Origin of the sequence: Paenibacillus kyungheensis (assembly GCF_028606985.1) — a bacterium.
GTDB classification, from domain to species: Bacteria; Bacillota; Bacilli; order Paenibacillales; family Paenibacillaceae; genus Saccharibacillus; species Saccharibacillus kyungheensis.
In genome coordinates this window covers 3,168,021-3,183,418 of sequence record NZ_CP117416.1, presented here as the reverse complement: position 1 = coordinate 3,183,418, position 15,398 = coordinate 3,168,021, and the positions used below count along the sequence as shown (strand labels likewise).

Annotated in this window: 16 protein-coding genes and 1 pseudogene; 13 read left to right on the top strand and 4 right to left on the bottom strand. The window is 39.0% G+C overall.

Annotation, left to right across the window (positions count from 1 at the left end):
* Positions 1-120: 120 nt before the first annotated feature.
* The 5 genes and pseudogenes from PQ456_RS13570 to PQ456_RS13550 all read left to right on the top strand — a co-directional run.
* The gene (locus PQ456_RS13570; protein ID WP_273612772.1) at positions 121-450 is read left to right on the top strand and encodes a hypothetical protein; all 330 of its coding nucleotides are present in this window, start codon (positions 121-123) and stop codon (positions 448-450) included.
* A gap of 327 nt (positions 451-777) precedes the next feature.
* Positions 778-1,707 (top strand): NUDIX hydrolase, encoded by a 930-nt coding sequence (locus tag PQ456_RS13565; RefSeq protein WP_273612771.1) that lies wholly within the window; start codon positions 778-780, stop codon positions 1,705-1,707.
* 30 nt (positions 1,708-1,737) lie between these two features.
* Positions 1,738-2,238, top strand: a complete 501-nt coding sequence (locus PQ456_RS13560; protein ID WP_273612770.1) for a riboflavin biosynthesis intermediates N-glycosidase — start codon at positions 1,738-1,740, stop codon at positions 2,236-2,238.
* A gap of 31 nt (positions 2,239-2,269) precedes the next feature.
* Positions 2,270-3,202, top strand: a complete 933-nt coding sequence (locus PQ456_RS13555) for a TIGR02452 family protein (RefSeq protein ID WP_273612769.1) — start codon at positions 2,270-2,272, stop codon at positions 3,200-3,202.
* Between the two features lie 320 nt (positions 3,203-3,522).
* Positions 3,523-3,648: pseudogene (locus tag PQ456_RS13550) on the top strand (excalibur calcium-binding domain-containing protein); the annotation flags it as partial.
* A 129-nt stretch (positions 3,649-3,777) separates the two neighbouring features.
* Here PQ456_RS13550 and PQ456_RS13545 read toward each other — a convergent pair.
* Positions 3,778-5,178: a HAMP domain-containing sensor histidine kinase gene (locus PQ456_RS13545; RefSeq protein WP_273612768.1), complete on the bottom strand. Its 1,401-nt coding sequence runs from the start codon at positions 5,176-5,178 to the stop codon at positions 3,778-3,780.
* Entirely contained in the window at positions 5,163-5,846 is a 684-nt protein-coding gene (locus tag PQ456_RS13540) for a response regulator transcription factor (RefSeq protein WP_273612767.1), read from the bottom strand. The genes PQ456_RS13545 and PQ456_RS13540 overlap by 16 nt, the downstream gene beginning before the upstream one ends.
* Before the next feature lie 217 nt (positions 5,847-6,063).
* On the opposite strand from PQ456_RS13540, the gene PQ456_RS13535 reads away from it, so the two are divergent.
* The 5 genes from PQ456_RS13535 (at position 6,064) to PQ456_RS13515 (ending at position 9,884) form a co-directional block, all read left to right on the top strand.
* Positions 6,064-6,771 (top strand): YceI family protein, encoded by a 708-nt coding sequence (locus PQ456_RS13535; RefSeq protein WP_273612766.1) that lies wholly within the window; start codon positions 6,064-6,066, stop codon positions 6,769-6,771.
* 165 nt (positions 6,772-6,936) lie between these two features.
* A complete protein-coding gene (locus PQ456_RS13530; protein WP_273612765.1) occupies positions 6,937-7,539 on the top strand; it encodes a bifunctional transcriptional activator/DNA repair enzyme AdaA in 603 nt (200 codons plus the stop codon).
* Between the two features lie 5 nt (positions 7,540-7,544).
* Positions 7,545-8,105, top strand: coding sequence for a methylated-DNA--[protein]-cysteine S-methyltransferase (locus PQ456_RS13525; RefSeq protein ID WP_273612764.1), 561 nt, complete (start codon positions 7,545-7,547; stop codon positions 8,103-8,105).
* 90 nt (positions 8,106-8,195) lie between these two features.
* A complete protein-coding gene (locus PQ456_RS13520) occupies positions 8,196-8,885 on the top strand; it encodes a DNA alkylation repair protein (protein ID WP_273616321.1) in 690 nt (229 codons plus the stop codon).
* A gap of 237 nt (positions 8,886-9,122) precedes the next feature.
* Positions 9,123-9,884 (top strand): polysaccharide deacetylase family protein, encoded by a 762-nt coding sequence (locus PQ456_RS13515; protein ID WP_273612763.1) that lies wholly within the window; start codon positions 9,123-9,125, stop codon positions 9,882-9,884.
* Between the two features lie 135 nt (positions 9,885-10,019).
* Here the strand turns inward: PQ456_RS13515 and PQ456_RS13510 are convergent, their stop codons facing one another.
* Together PQ456_RS13510 and PQ456_RS13505 are read right to left on the bottom strand one after the other, a co-directional pair.
* Positions 10,020-10,568: an O-acetyl-ADP-ribose deacetylase gene (locus PQ456_RS13510; RefSeq protein ID WP_273612762.1), complete on the bottom strand. Its 549-nt coding sequence runs from the start codon at positions 10,566-10,568 to the stop codon at positions 10,020-10,022.
* A gap of 74 nt (positions 10,569-10,642) precedes the next feature.
* Complete coding sequence (locus PQ456_RS13505) at positions 10,643-11,617, bottom strand: aldo/keto reductase family protein (protein WP_273612761.1); 975 nt, start codon at positions 11,615-11,617, stop codon at positions 10,643-10,645.
* A gap of 127 nt (positions 11,618-11,744) precedes the next feature.
* On the opposite strand from PQ456_RS13505, the gene PQ456_RS13500 reads away from it, so the two are divergent.
* Genes PQ456_RS13500 through PQ456_RS13490 form a run of 3 tightly spaced genes read left to right on the top strand, consistent with a single transcriptional unit; the run spans position 11,745 to position 15,320 of the window.
* Positions 11,745-12,728 carry a hypothetical protein gene (locus PQ456_RS13500; protein WP_273612760.1) on the top strand — a complete coding sequence of 328 codons (984 nt, stop codon included), beginning with the start codon at positions 11,745-11,747 and terminating at the stop codon, positions 12,726-12,728.
* A complete protein-coding gene (locus PQ456_RS13495; RefSeq protein WP_273612759.1) occupies positions 12,725-13,531 on the top strand; it encodes a response regulator transcription factor in 807 nt (268 codons plus the stop codon). Before PQ456_RS13500 ends, PQ456_RS13495 begins: the two co-directional genes overlap by 4 nt.
* Entirely contained in the window at positions 13,524-15,320 is a 1,797-nt protein-coding gene (locus PQ456_RS13490) for a sensor histidine kinase (RefSeq protein ID WP_273612758.1), read from the top strand. The genes PQ456_RS13495 and PQ456_RS13490 overlap by 8 nt, the downstream gene beginning before the upstream one ends.
* Positions 15,321-15,398 lie beyond the last annotated feature (78 nt).

The following is a 15,398-nucleotide window of genomic DNA, read 5'->3' as shown; positions in this document are numbered from 1 at the left end:
GATCATATGTCAGGCTTTTTTGTTTGAGCAAATAAAGATACTTCTACTATCGATTTTGATCTATTTCGCAATCAAGTATACAATCTGAATATACGATGTATCTTAACAAAGGAGGAAGCGATGACTTTTTTCGATCACAAAAAGGTATGGTTCGTAACGATTATCGTTATGTTGCTATTTATGATTATGCCGAGTAGAGTCAATATTGTCTGGAATTTCCCGCCAGAGATTGTGAAGCAATATCATTTTGGTCAGTTTTCCTCGTTTTTGACATTGCAGACAAGTGATGATCTGACAGGATATGAGAATCTATTGTATATTATAATGCATACTGAAAAAGTATATTTTCGAGCAGATAGCTTTTTTGTATCATTAATTGGTTGTTATATTACAGCTTATTTACTTGTAAAAGTGTGGCGTGCGTTACGTAAACGGTTAAGTTATCAATAAGTTATACATAACAACAATCTTGAGGTGAATGAATGGATTTTTTTATACAAATGTTAGTAGGTGCAGGCGTAGTATTTGTTATTTTTGCTTTTATGACGATTACAACCAATCGTAAAAATAAACGCGGTAGACGTAAATAGGTAACATGATGTATAGCACTCAAAAAAGACTTTCTTTAGAAATAGAGGAAGTCTTTTTTATATCCAATTTCTGCAAATGGTTGACTTTTCAAATGAGTTTGATTAATAATAACTATATGTTAATAACAAAAAGTGAATATCAATGATTAAATTAAACGTACTTATATCTTATATGGAGGTTATATCTATGCCGGATTCGTCAATCAACGATGCTAATCCCATTCTTAATCATAACGGACTTACTGAACAACAGTTTCTGGAACAATACGATGCTGGTATATATGAGCGACCTTCAGCTACGGTTGATATGCTGATTTTTACTGTAATGAATCAAGAGCAAGATAACTATCGTAAATTACCGGAAAAGTCATTGCAGTTATTGATGATACAACGTGGTGAACATCCGTATAAAGGACAGTGGGCATTGCCAGGGGGATTCGTTTCTATAGATGAAAGTCTGGATGAAGCCGCCGCACGTGAATTGCGAAGTGAAACGAACCTAGAACATATCTATATGGAGCAATTATATACTTGGGGTGAAGTGGATCGAGATCCTCGTACAAGGGTTATTAGTTGTTCGTACATGGCATTAGTGGATTCTAGCACCCAACAAGTACAAGCAGGGGAAGATGCAGATGATGCTAGATGGTTTAAGCTAGATTATCATATTATGCAGGAAAAGAAAGTTCGCTTACCTGATGGATGTGAGATCGAGCGAGATATTCGGATTCATTTGCATCATGGAGAGTATCAGTTATCTGGATTGGTTCGGGTTACTCATGTCTATCGCGGAACGATTAATGATGTACGCTGGGAAGTGATTGAGAGTGAAGGCATTGCTTTTGATCATGCTAAAATGATTGCATATGGTGTAGAACGCCTACGTAGTAAAATTGAGTATACCGATATTGCGTTTAATTTGATGCCACCGTTATTTACATTATCTGCACTGCAACAAGTGTATGAAATTATTTTGGATCGAGAACTATTAGCACCTGCCTTTCGTCGAAAAATCGCTTCACAAGTTATAGCGACTAATGAATATACGAAAGATGCAGGACATCGACCGTCCCAACTGTTTCGTTTTCGTCCCGCCTGGGAAGAGGTTGTTAAATAGTTTTTGGATCAAGAAAAGAGGAATCACACAATGAGTAGATCTGAATCGCCATCAGAATCATTTTTATTTTTTTATCGGGATGCTTCTCCATTTTCGCAGTGGTATCCAGCATCTTTTATATTAGAAGGACAGCAATTTACATCGGCAGAGCAGTATATGATGTATGGCAAAGCTCAATTGTTTGGCGATCATGAAATTGCTAGACGAGTAATAGAAGCGCCACATCCTCGTCAGCAAAAAGCATTAGGACGGCAAGTGCAACGATTCGATAACGATCTCTGGAATCAAGAAGCCAAAAATATCGTGTATCGCGGGAATCATGCCAAGTTTACCCAGAATCCAGAATTATTATTGGTTCTATTGGCTACAGCTGGTCATACGCTGGTGGAAGCCAGCCCTACAGACCGAATCTGGGGAATCGGGCTTGCTGAAGATGATCCTCGTATTCATCAACGCGCTACATGGCGGGGAACGAATTGGTTAGGCGAAGTATTAACACAATTACGAGAAGATTTATTATCACAAGTATAACTAGAAAAAGAGAAGTAAGGAGTTGCCAATCATGACATCACGAGAAATCCGCTCCAAATGGGCGCAGGAAACATTAGATATTTTAGAACGAGGTCATTACAAAGTCCTATCAGGTAAACAGGTTGATATCAAATCAGAAGTTGAATATACTATCAACAATTCTGTTCTGTATACACCTGAAAAATTACCAACAGTCAAAGAAAAAGCAGTCGCAAAGATCAACACTCTTGTACAACATACAAATGACATCAAAAGTCCATATACAGCAGAGTCATTACAACCGGAAGAGTCGTCATTGTCGGATGATGAGCGCTGTGCGTCAAAGATTATTGTAAACCCATATTCAACGCTCAAAGCAGTCGAACAACTCACCATGAGACAACGACGTGATAAAGTTGCTTGTCTCAATTTTGCTTCTGCACGTAATCCAGGTGGTGGATTTCTAGGAGGAAGTCAGGCACAAGAAGAAAGTCTAGCTCGTTCATCTTCCCTTTATCCTAGCCAGATTCAGATGACTGAAATGTATAACTATAATCGACAGCAAAAAAGTTGTCTGTACTCTGATTATATGATCTACTCGCCACAGGTAACGGTCTTTCGGGAAGACGGCGGTTCGCTGAGAGCACAGACCTATCAAGTATCTATCATTACGGCACCGGCTGTAAATGCAGGGGTAGTTAGAGAAAGAGAACCTGAACATGTAGACCAGATCGGCACAGTCATGTTAGAGCGGATTCGATATATTTTAGCTGTAGCGGCAGAGCAGGGCAATGAATATCTGGTATTAGGAGCTTTCGGATGCGGTGTATTCCGTAATGATCCGTATGAAGTGGCAACGTGGTTCCGTCAGGTGCTACTAGAAGAAAAGTATGCTTTATTGTTCAAACAGATTATTTTCGCAGTCTATGATCGTTCCAAAGATCAGCAAGTAATTCAAGCTTTTGAAAAAATATTTAAAGCATGAACATAATAAAATCGCACAAAGTTAACTTATTTCTTATATAAAAGCGTACTTGAATAGATTATTCATAAGGTACGCTTTTTGCTATGAAAAAATAACTTATAACATAAACTAACCAATTTAGATAACTATCCGATATAATCCATATAGTACCAAAAAAGTATAAAATAATATTTCATAAGCGAAGGGGTATACTCATGAAAAAAATGAACAAAGCATGTTCAGGATTAATTGCATTATCTTTGCTAGCAGGATTAACAGTAGCCGTTGCACCAACAGTACAAGCACAATCCAGTCAAGCTGGAAGTTATGTAGCTACCAAATCCAAAACAGTATATTACAAAAACTGTAGTGCTGTTCGCAAAGCAGGAAAAGCTCCTTTATACAAAGGACAACCGGGATATAGCAAAAAATTAGATCGTGATAAAGATGGAGTCGCTTGCGAATAGTTTATTCCTTTTCCATATAAAAAATAAAAAGGAACCTTTGTCCTCTTCGCAGAGAGTCAAGGTTCCTTTTTTCATTGTATACATAGATATTGAATGATTATAAAAAACTCGATAATATCGGCTGTTTATTTATCTTGGCAATTGTAAAGCAAATGTACTGCCTGACGAAGAACTCTGACGCAATCGCAATTCGCCACCTTGAGCACGGGCTAACAATTGACTGTAAGTAAGCCCTAATCCTAAGCCACGCACACTACGCTTTTTGCGATCTCCCCGATAAAAGCGTTCGAAAATATGAGACTGATCTTCAGGGGCTACGCCTGTACCATTATCGGTTACTTCTACATGAATATATTGCTGTTCCGCATACATCCGAATACGGAATTGAATCGGTATACTTTTATCCACAGCCTGTAATCCATTATTAAGCAGATTCACAAAGATTTGCTGAATCCGTAAAGAGTCGCCCATCGTATAAAGTGGTTCTTCAGGCAGATCGAGAACCATATCGACTGGATACGATTCATGTGTTAATTTCCATTGATAAGCAATCTCGGAGATGAGCAGTTGCAAGTGTAACCGATCACTCTGAATCTCTACACTACCAGAAGTAAAAGCATTATAATCCAGTAAGTCTGCAATCATACGCTCCATACGCTCTGATTCTTTGAGCGCAATATCAAGAAATTCTTTGGCTTCATCTTGAGTGACCACTTCTTCTCGTACAGCCATCACCAGACCTTTGATCGAGGTAACAGGTGTTTTTAATTCATGGGTGACACCGGCTAGAGATAGAGCGCGCCATTCTTCTAACTGTTTCAATCGCTGTGCCATTTCTTCGAAAGACTGTACCAGCTCTGTGATTTCTTGTTCTTTCGTATCTATTTGCAAATTCACATCGTAGTTACCTGCACGAATCTGTTTGGCTGCATTGGCTACTAATTGGATCGGTCGGGATAATTTGCGAGATAACCAGTAGATCGTTAGCCAGCCTGAGATAATAAGCGTACTTAACAGAACCACTACTAACACAATTTCATTAGGGCTATACGTAAGAGACTTTTTGGATTGAAGTAACGTCACCTGTCCAATCTTGACTCCTTGATCATTGTAAATAGGAGTGTTCACAGCCATATACCGATTATCTGTCGGTTCAGAAAGATCAGGCGTTAACTTTTTACTTAGTTTATCTTGCGGAAGATTAGGCATAGAGAATAAGAACTGACCTTTTTCATTCGCAATCATAATACACATATATTCATCCAAATTAAAAAATTTCAGCCGATTATCAATAATCTTATCCAGCTTATTCGGAATAACTATTGTTCCATTAGCAGATGTGACCCGATCAGCAACTTCTTGACCGAGTAAACCTGCTGTTTTTAGGCGACTATCCATCGCTGTATCTCGAACCCAATAGACCGCAGCCGTAGCAATAATCAACAATCCGATACATAAAATAATAAAATAACGAATCGTCCAATACGATAAAATAGATGTTTGTTTTGATTTTTTTATTCGCTTAGCCAAAATTGATACCCCATTCCGCGCAATGTTCGAAGTTCACCTGTTTGCGATGACCAGTGAGAAAGTGACTGACGCAATCGTTTGACAGATAGATCGACTGCTCGATCACTTCCGTCGTAATCCATTCCCCAGACCTGTTCAATCAAGTGATCACGAGTAAAGGTACGGTTCGGATGCTCTGATAAAAAAAGTAACAACGATAAATCGCGTGGACTAAGTGCCACTTCAGCACCATTCAAATACACACGTTTGGCTGCCATATCAATCACCAGATTTCCGAAATTACGTTTGCTGATGCCATCATTCCAGTGTGGACGACGACGTAGTACAGCATTTACTCTAGCTACTACTTCTTCAGGCATAAAAGGCTTGGTCATATAATCATCGGCTCCACCATCAAGTCCAGTGAGTCGGTCTTGAATATCGTCACGTGCAGTCAGCATAATCACCGGACAAGCACTTTTACTACGAATCATTTTGAGCAACTCCCAGCCATCCATTCCTGGCAACATAATATCCAGTATCACCAGTGCAGGGGAAGAGGAATTGAATAGTTCTAATGCTTGATGACCATCGGCAGCGCGCAACGTTTCAAACCCTGCTTTTTTCAAATAAGCAGATAGAACGCGGGCAATACCTTCTTCATCTTCTACGATAAGTATTAAGTTCATATTTCAAAGGCTCCTTATATCTACGTTTAGCATGGACTATATTTTAATAAGTACATTATCTGTTGTCTACTTATTGTACCTACCGTTCTTTAACTATCAAGTGGATTTATAATAATCTTTATTTTTTTCTACTTCTTGTACATTTGGACATCTTCTCGACACATTCGCCGTTTAAGATAAGGATATTAAGAAGCATTTATAAAAGGAGATCAAAATCATGAATAAAAAAACAAGAAATATCCTCATTATCGTTGCTATTGTAGTAGTGATCGTGGCGATTGGTGGCTATCAATTTATGAAGAGTTATATGGGGAACAAAGTAGCTATTGAGCAAGTTATTCCAGCGACAAACACTTCTACTGAAGCTAGCGGAACAGCAGCATCTGGCGCAAGTGTAGCAGGAGACCAACTGAATGGCGATTGGAAAATCAATACCGATTCTTCTAAAGTATACTTCTCTGTAACGACTTCACAGGAAACAGTAAACTTTGTAGATAACAAAGTAACGGGTAACTGGACAGTGAATGTAGACGATCCTACCAAAATGGTAGCTGAAGGACAAATCGATATGAGCGCGATTGATTCAGGAACAGCTCAACGTGATGAGCATGTGAAAGAAGCTGATTTCTTCGATGTTGCCAAGTTCCCACAAGCGACTTTCAAAGCTACTTCTTTTGAAGGCTTGCCAACAACATGGACAGAAGGCGCTACTAACGATTTTACAATGAAAGGTACATTAACTGTTAAAGGTATTGATAAAGATGTAACGGTTGCAGGTAAAGCCGTATATCAAGGTGGACAAATTCTACTATCCGGTACAACAACAGTAACGTTTGAAGATTTTGGTATGAAAAATCCTCACTCGGTAGTATTGAGTACCCAAAATGATATTGGTGTTCAACTGGAATTAACATTAGACAAATAAGTCAATCACGTCCAAAGCATTCCGTTCTTTACGAACGGGGTGCTTTTTTTGCTATCTTGCTGAATAGGTATTATCTATCTTAAAATGTTGTTATCTTGCTTTTACATTCCAAACAGCGTACAAATACATATTCAACAGATATACTACAGGTAGAGGTGAAAAGCGATGAATGATACTGCAACGCATATAACAGATAGTCCACATATCACTACCGAACAATGGCAAGCGATTGTTAATAATGATTCTTCATATGATGGTCAGTTTTGGTATGCAGTGCGGACGACAGGCATATTTTGCCGTCCTTCTTGTAAATCGAAAGCACCTCGACCACAGAATGTAACTATTTTTGCAGATCCCGATCAAGCGCTTATTGCTCAGTATCGTCCTTGCAAACGGTGCAAGCCTACAGGAGAACGATTACCTGATCAGGAGTGGATCGCTGTCATTACACAATATATCGATCAGCATTATACAGAGCCATTAACATTACATGGATTAGCAGAGATAGGTCATGGTAGCCCGTATCATTTACATCGTACATTCAAAAAAGTAATGAATATTACGCCGGTAGAATATATTCAGCGTTGTCGTATTAATCAAGCCTGTCAGGAATTGATCACTACGAATCATAGTATGACTGCGATCGGATTGAATATAGGCATACCGAACACTTCATACTTTGTTACTTTATTCAAAAAGAAAATCGGCATCACGCCCGCACAATATCGCAAACAGCATCATGCTGACCAATCAGTAAAAGGAGAGTAGAGTTTATGACAACAACAGACAATAGAAATAAAGATCTAGCTCAGCCCACTATCTACTGGACACAGATCAATCACCATCTATGGCAATTCTATATTGCAGCCTCAAGCAATGGACTATGTTATGTAGGCTCGCAAGGTCAACCTTTTGCAGAAATGGAGACATGGATACACACTAGACGGACTGGAAGTGTTCTAGTCGAAGATAAGCAGAAGCTAGAACCATATGCCGAGCAATTGATTCAATATCTACAGGGAGAGCGTCAACAATTCACGATTGCTCATGATTTTCAAGGGACTCCTTTTCAATTACAAGTGTGGCAAGCATTATTGCAGATTCCTTATGGACAGACATGGTCATACTCGGATATCGCTAAGCATATCGGACGACCAGCGGCAGTACGTGCAGTTGGAGCAGCAATCGGAGCGAATCCTTTTTTAATAACGATTCCTTGTCACCGGGTCATTGGAAAAGGTGGAGCATTAACAGGATATCGCGGAGGATTGGATATGAAAACAACGTTATTGGATTTGGAAAAAGAACTGCTTCCAGTAGGGAAAACAATATAGGTATACGTCTAAGCTATCTTTTTGTACTATCAAATAAATTGGAGTTTTAAATGATCGTTCGGTTAGATTATCCAATGTTATCAAGGAGGTATTATTATTCGCGAGCAAATACTAGCTAAAGTAGATCATGATTATCAGAAATTTGCATCAAGCTTGCTACCCACAATTACAAACATATTAGGAGTACGTATACCGCAGTTGCGGATCATGGCTCAGCATATTGCCAAAGCCGATTGGCGTACGTATTTACAAGAAGCAGAGCAGGAATATTTTGAAGAAGTGATGCTACAAGGAATGGTCATCGGGTATGCAGAGATGGATATTGATGAACGATTACAATATATCACTTCATTTTTACCGAAAATTGATAATTGGTCTGTATGTGATCGATTCTGTGGTGGGCTAAAATGTACGACATTCCATCAGCAACAAGTATGGAATTTCATTACACCTTATCTTTCTTCTGAGCATGAATATGAAGTTCGCTTCGCAGTCGTGATGTTACTGACGTATTATGTAGATGATGTCTATATTCAAGAAGTATTGGAACGCTTGGATCGGATTGAGCATAACGGATATTATGTCAAAATGGCTGTCGCATGGGCGATCTCGATCTGTTATATTCATTTGCCTGAACCGACGATGGATTATTTGCAACATAATCACTTAGATATATTTACGTACAATAAAGCGTTACAGAAAATAACCGAATCATATCGAATAGATTCCGATACCAAAACAAAGATACGCCTGATGAAACGCAAATCAGCACAGTCATAAATACAGCTACACAAGTAATAAATATCATACGATCAAAAAGGGCTACAGGTAAAAATGTAGTCTTTTTGTGCATTTTATAACAGATAAATTTACGAAATTGTTTTTTGTTTTTATCAATCGTAACAAAAATGTGATCTGAAAGTAGCTATTGAAGGATGAATTGTATTGCGCATATTAGATATAATAATGACGAGAGATGTCGAAAGTACATAAGATAAGGGAGAGGGAAACATTATTATGTCACGTTATCAAAAATGGATGTTAGTTACGATTTTAATTGGATTGTTGATTCCGCAATTCGCTACACAAACTGTGGTAGCCAGTGCACACACAAGCAAAAATGCTACAAAGAGTCAAAGTACTACACGTTCTGAGAAAGCAGAAAAAGTTATTTATCTAACATTTGATGATGGCCCAACAGCGCATACAATGCAATTGCTAGATATATTGGACAAATACGATGCTAAAGCAACATTCTTTATGTTAGGACCGCATATGGAACAGTATCAGACAGCAACCAAGCGTATTGTAAAAGAAGGCAATGGACTGGGATTGCATGGAGTTACTCATGTTGTCAAAAAATTCTATAATTCACCATTCAGTGCTTATAAAGAAATGCGTGATGCAAACGAAAGTCTGTATGAAGTAGCTGGTGTTCGTACCAGTCTTGTGCGTACGCCTTATGGTAGTAAGCCTTATATGAAACAAGGTTATCGTGATGTGATGCTGAATCAAGGTGGCTTCCATCTATGGGATTGGAATGTAGATTCATTGGATTGGAAATACAAAAAAGATCATCAACGTGTCTACAAAAATATTATGAGTCAGGTCAATTCTGTAGAAAAACGTGGTACAGCTCCTGTTGTATTGATGCATGATCAACCTGCTACACTTAAAGTATTGCCATTAGTATTAGAAACGTTGAAAAAAGATGGTTATACGTTCAAAATACTAAGCAAACAAAACCATCCGGTCAATTTCTGGAATGACGAACGTTAATTATAGCTAATGTACACAAATACCCTGCTCTTTCTCACAGACAAGTACTGTGATAGAAAGAGCAGGGTATTTTTTTGGCTGTGATCGATTATATTTCTTCATGATGATCGGTACTGACTATACAATGATATCAATCTATAAAGCTTGTATTTGTTGTTGATACAGTGCAAGATTATCTGCATCATAACAGACAAAAATGATCTGTTGTATTGTAGTGTCTGGATGTTGTTCTATATACTCTTTTACTGTTTGCAAAGCAATTGTAGCTGCTTCTTTTTTGGGGAAATTATAAATCCCTGTACTGATATTAGGAAAAGCAATCGATGTAACCTGATGCTCATCTGCTAGCTGAAGAGAGTGAACATAACAATGAGCCAGTAACTGGCGTTCATTGTTAGACCCTCCATTCCATACCGGGCCTACCGTATGAATAACATGCTTGGCTGGCAAGCGTCCGGCTGTGGTGATCACAGCTTCTCCTGTCGGGCAGCCGCCTTGACGATTACGAATCTGCTGACATTCTTCTAGAATAGCAGACCCACCTGCGCGATGAATAGCTCCATCAACACCACCACCTCCAAGAAGACTAGAGTTAGCAGCATTCACAATAGCATCAACGTGTTGGACTGTAATATCTCCTTGAAGTAGTCCAATCTGCGTCTGTCCAATCTGAATATTATCCATATCTTCTCCTCCTAGCAATGATGGATCAGATCTATTTCACATATTCAGATTTACTCCCATGTATCTGTATATCATTAACGCATCGGTGAGAAATCTTGAATATCTTCCATCATCTGATCGATCTGTGATAATGTATCTTCGCTCAAACTAATATTTACCGCTTCTACATTTTCTTGAATCTGACGAGGCTTGGAAGCACCGATAATCGCTGAACTGACACCAGGTTGACGAAGAACCCAGGCAAGTGCTAATTGCGATAATTTGATATCCATACTTTGAGCCAATTGATCTAATTTGCCGACTACTTCCAGTACATCATCTCGTAGATAGCTATTGATAACATGGTTGACTGAATCATCGGCTGCGCGTGTTCCAGCGGCTGGTGCTTGACCTGGTTTGTATTTACCTGTCAGAATACCTTGAGCAAGAGGGGAGAAGACAACTTGTCCCAATCCATGTTGCTCGGATACACCTAGAACTTCATCTTCAATATAACGCTCAAATAGATTATAAATCGGTTGGTTAGCCGCAAGTGGGCGTAAGCGTAGACGATCCGCAATATGAGCCGCATCACTGATCTGCGCGGCTGTCCATTCACTTACAGCACTATACAAAATTTTGCCTTGTGATGTAAGATCATCTAGTGCACGTAATGTTTCTTCCGTTGGTGTCTCTGTATCGAATCGATGGCAGAAATAAACGTCGATATAATCTGTACCGAGACGCTTGAGACTGGCTTCACATTGTTCCATAATATGCTTACGTGACAATCCGCGGTCATTCGGCCCATCGCCCATCGGGAAAAATACTTTGGTGCTCAATACATAACTAGAACGTTCATAGGAACGAAGAGCCGCTCCAATCGCTTTTTCACCTTCACCACGGTTGTAAGCGTTTGCGGTATCGAAAAAATTAATCCCTAATTCAAAAGCAGTGCGTACGCAATCATCGGCTGCTTGCTGTTCTGCCGCTGTGCCATATGTTAACCAGCTTCCAAGGCTGATCTCACTAACTTTTAGTCCTGTACGACCCAAATTACGATATTTCATTATAAACGCTCCTCTGTTATGTAGATTCATCAATCATCGTCAGCTACCGTAATAACTCACTTCTTTTATCATTAACGAAAAAAAATGATTCGTCAACCTTATATCAGATTAGAAAGCAGGGATATATATGTCACCCCGATCACTTTTGCAACAAGGACTAGCTATTATTGCTGATTGTCAGAAGCAGACAGGAGATATCTGGGATGCTCATTATGGAACAGCCAGTATAGCAGCATCGTTTCTAGCGAAATCGTCTTCGATCACTACTGAAGTCGCGCAAGCGATAATCAATCAAGCAGAACAGATGGTTAGAGAACATACACAGGAATCTAACGCGGCTTTATTGGTAGAGTCTGTGCCTGTGACTTATGCTGAAGCGTTATCTATTATTCTACCTGCATTAGATGCCAATATCGATCAACTGCATTGGGTCGGGCATAATGTGATCTATACTGCTGTCTCATTACTTGCTATTCGAGAACTAGAAGCATGGGGAAGTCTAGAACATATCACACATATTCAGCAATTAATTCAAGCTTTTGATCGTACCATTGCTGGACGTTCATGGATTGGATACAAAGCATCTGAAGTGAAAAGATTAGAGATTACTGCTACCGATTCATTTCCAAGTATCGAATCTCCTGCGCAGTTGTCAGCGTTTATTTTGCAAGAATTAGCAGAGACCGACCCTATCTATATCGCCGAAGCTCATCACGATCTGATCGGTCATACGTTAACCTTTTCTCATGCGCTGAATATATTGCATGATCTAGGACAATCTTCATTATTTAGACGTGGATTATATCCTTTATTACAAATGTGCAAAGTGTTGCGAGCTAGTCGTCATTGGGATGGACACACAACAGATACACATAGTCTGTATTCACCAGTAGATCGCTTGCCACTTCAACAGGCTATTCCTGTACTTTTTCGCTATACAGATATTGAATTCTGGCAACAAAATCTAGCCAAAGCCGATTGGGATTATGGACATCATTTCAAATTTGTCTGGAGTTATAACGATCATATGCAGCGTGCACCACAATGGAGTCAGGCGACAAATATACCTTTTCATTGCTTAATTCATGGAATACAGGAGGAGAACAGATGATTACATTGATGATAGCAGATGATGAAGCGATGACTCGTAGAGGGCTTGAAATGTTAGATTGGCATGATCATGGATTTCAATTGATTGGCATAGCTGCAAACGGAATCGAAGCCAGACAATTAAGTCTTACACAAAAACCTGATCTATTGCTTACCGATATTCGTATGCCAGGCATGGATGGGTTAGCACTTATGGACAGTCTGAATCAGCAACAATGTGCACCTAAAGTGATCTTTATTACCGCTTATCATCAATTGGATTATGCGCTCAAAGCGATTCAGTTGGGAGCATTAGGATTTGTATTGAAGCCGACTGATCCAGATGAGATTATCGCTGCTTGTCTCAAAGCCAAAGCAATGATTATAGAAGAACGCCAGCGGCAGAGTACAGAAGAAGAGTTACGTGACCAGTTGGAAGAATATGCACTGACTTTACAAGGCAAGCATACCGCTCATCCTGATCAGCCTTCGCTACATCCTGTGATTCAGCAGATGCTACAAACAATGGAAAAGCAATATATGAAAGATATTACTATCGAACAGATGGCAGACAAAAATCATTTTAATGCAGACTATTTAAGTCGGTTATTTAAAAAAGAAACAGGCGATAATTTCTTGAATACGCTTACAAGGATTCGGATGCAAAAAGCCGTTCAATTGCTTGGTAATTCTCATCTGGAAATTTACAAAATTGCCGAGCAAGTCGGGATTCGTGATGCTCGCTATTTTGGACAAGTATTCAAAAAAAGATATGGATTAACACCGAATGAATTTCGCAAAAAAGGAGATTATCCTCATGCTTGAAGTGATGTTGTATCGACTGATTCAAGCGGCTCGTGATCTTAATATTCGCAATAAATTATTTATCGCTTTTATCGTACTGAATCTGATTCCGTTAGCAGTGATAAGCGTCTGGACGTACCAGAAATCTAGCTCGCTTATTCAAGAACAGACCAATATTTATACGATGGATATGCTAAGTGAAGTCAGTAAAAATATAGAACTGCATATGCATGATATTGAGCGATTGTATTATTCGATTTTTACCAATCAAGAAATTCGCAAATCGCTCAAAGCAGTCAATCGACAACAATGGACAGATCTGCAATACGTCTCTGCGGATAAGCAGATACGCAATATTTTGTATGGATTAATCAGCGATCGAGAAGACGTAGAAGGGGTTAGTCTGTATGCGCTCAATGGCACTTCTTTTCAGACCAGTATGTATGCCAAAAAGTTAGACTTGCGTGATCAGAACTGGCAAGTGCTTCAACGTAATCGCGGTGATTTGTCATGGTTCAATCCTTCGGGGCAACAATCGGTAGTAGCCGCTGTAAGTACTATTTATGATGTCGATAGCCTGCAAAAGATAGGCTATTTTTTGTTGACTTATCATGAGGAAGCTCTCTATAAAGTGTACAGTCAGATTAAGCTCAATGAACAGGGTGAGCTATTTATTATTGATAGTCATGGACAGATTATCTCAAGCAGGCACAAAGAACTGATTCACCATACCCCATCAGAATCGTATTTACAAAAGATTATTACCAGTGGCGATACAGGTGATTTTGCAGACGATATTGATGATAAACAGCAGATAGTATCGTATCAACGTATTCAGAATACAGACTGGAAAATTGTAAGTATTATTCCGACGGCTCGCTATTCGGAACAATCGATTATGTTGCAACAATGGATGATTATTTTGTTTGTCGTTGTTGCTTTGATCACTCTTATTTTGGGCTATTATTTGTCAGTGAGTATTTCCAGACCGATTCGTCAATTATCTTCGATTATGAAAAATACCGAACGTGAAAATTGGTCGATTAGCTTTAATTATCCGTCACGAGATGAGATAGGTATTCTTAGTCTGAACTTTAATCGTATGATCGCCCGTATTCATTATTTGATCAATCAAGTGTATGAAGAAGAACGTCTACGTCAGCAATCTCAACTCAAATTTCTAATGTTCCAGATCAATCCGCACTTTCTATTCAATACGCTTGAAACGATGAATTGGATGGCACGAATCGAAGGGGTACCGGAAGTAGGTAAACTGTCCAAAGCGTTAGGCGATCTAATGCGAGAAGGAATCAAAGGCAAAGATTTTATTACACTGAGTGAAGAATTAGAAAGCGTCAAAAAATACATTTATATTCAAAAAGTAAGATACGTCGATAAATTTGATATGCAATATGATATTGATCCAGCGGTACTGTCGGTTATTGTACCGCGGTTTATTTTGCAACCGATTATTGAAAATGCGATTGTACATGGATTAGAGATGCAGATGGATAATGGACATATTTGTATTCATGCGTATGAAAGTGAAGATACGCTGGTGTTAGCGATAGCTGATGATGGATTGGGAATGAGCGCCGCTCAACTGGAAACGTTACGTCATTATCTGGAAAATCCTTCGGATTCTACATTATCAGGTATAGGGCTACTGAATGTGCATCAACGAATACAACTGCATTATGGAGAAGAATATGGTCTGAAGATTAACAGTATAGAAGAGCAAGGAACAACGATCATTTTGCGTATTCCTAATAGACTTTTAATGGAAAAAAGGTCGGAATTTTCAAGCTAAATGTCAGAAATACCACATGGTCGATATGCCGATCACCTTATATGATGAAAGCGTATTCTATACCGAAAGCATGAGAGG

Bases quoted from the DNA above. Each gene is read 5' to 3' on its own strand.
- PQ456_RS13525 (WP_273612764.1), top strand. From the start codon at position 7,545: ATGACAACAACAGACAATAGAAATAAAGATCTAGCTCAGCCCACTATC.
- PQ456_RS13530 (WP_273612765.1), top strand. From the start codon at position 6,937: ATGAATGATACTGCAACGCATATAACAGATAGTCCACATATCACTACC.
- PQ456_RS13535 (WP_273612766.1), top strand. From the start codon at position 6,064: ATGAATAAAAAAACAAGAAATATCCTCATTATCGTTGCTATTGTAGTA.
- PQ456_RS13540 (WP_273612767.1), bottom strand. From the start codon at position 5,846: ATGAACTTAATACTTATCGTAGAAGATGAAGAAGGTATTGCCCGCGTT.
- PQ456_RS13570 (WP_273612772.1), top strand. From the start codon at position 121: ATGACTTTTTTCGATCACAAAAAGGTATGGTTCGTAACGATTATCGTT.
- PQ456_RS13565 (WP_273612771.1), top strand. From the start codon at position 778: ATGCCGGATTCGTCAATCAACGATGCTAATCCCATTCTTAATCATAAC.
- PQ456_RS13515 (WP_273612763.1), top strand. From the start codon at position 9,123: ATGTCACGTTATCAAAAATGGATGTTAGTTACGATTTTAATTGGATTG.
- PQ456_RS13555 (WP_273612769.1), top strand. From the start codon at position 2,270: ATGACATCACGAGAAATCCGCTCCAAATGGGCGCAGGAAACATTAGAT.
- PQ456_RS13495 (WP_273612759.1), top strand. From the start codon at position 12,725: ATGATTACATTGATGATAGCAGATGATGAAGCGATGACTCGTAGAGGG.
- PQ456_RS13500 (WP_273612760.1), top strand. From the start codon at position 11,745: ATGTCACCCCGATCACTTTTGCAACAAGGACTAGCTATTATTGCTGAT.
- PQ456_RS13560 (WP_273612770.1), top strand. From the start codon at position 1,738: ATGAGTAGATCTGAATCGCCATCAGAATCATTTTTATTTTTTTATCGG.
- PQ456_RS13490 (WP_273612758.1), top strand. From the start codon at position 13,524: ATGCTTGAAGTGATGTTGTATCGACTGATTCAAGCGGCTCGTGATCTT.
- PQ456_RS13510 (WP_273612762.1), bottom strand. From the start codon at position 10,568: ATGGATAATATTCAGATTGGACAGACGCAGATTGGACTACTTCAAGGA.
- PQ456_RS13505 (WP_273612761.1), bottom strand. From the start codon at position 11,617: ATGAAATATCGTAATTTGGGTCGTACAGGACTAAAAGTTAGTGAGATC.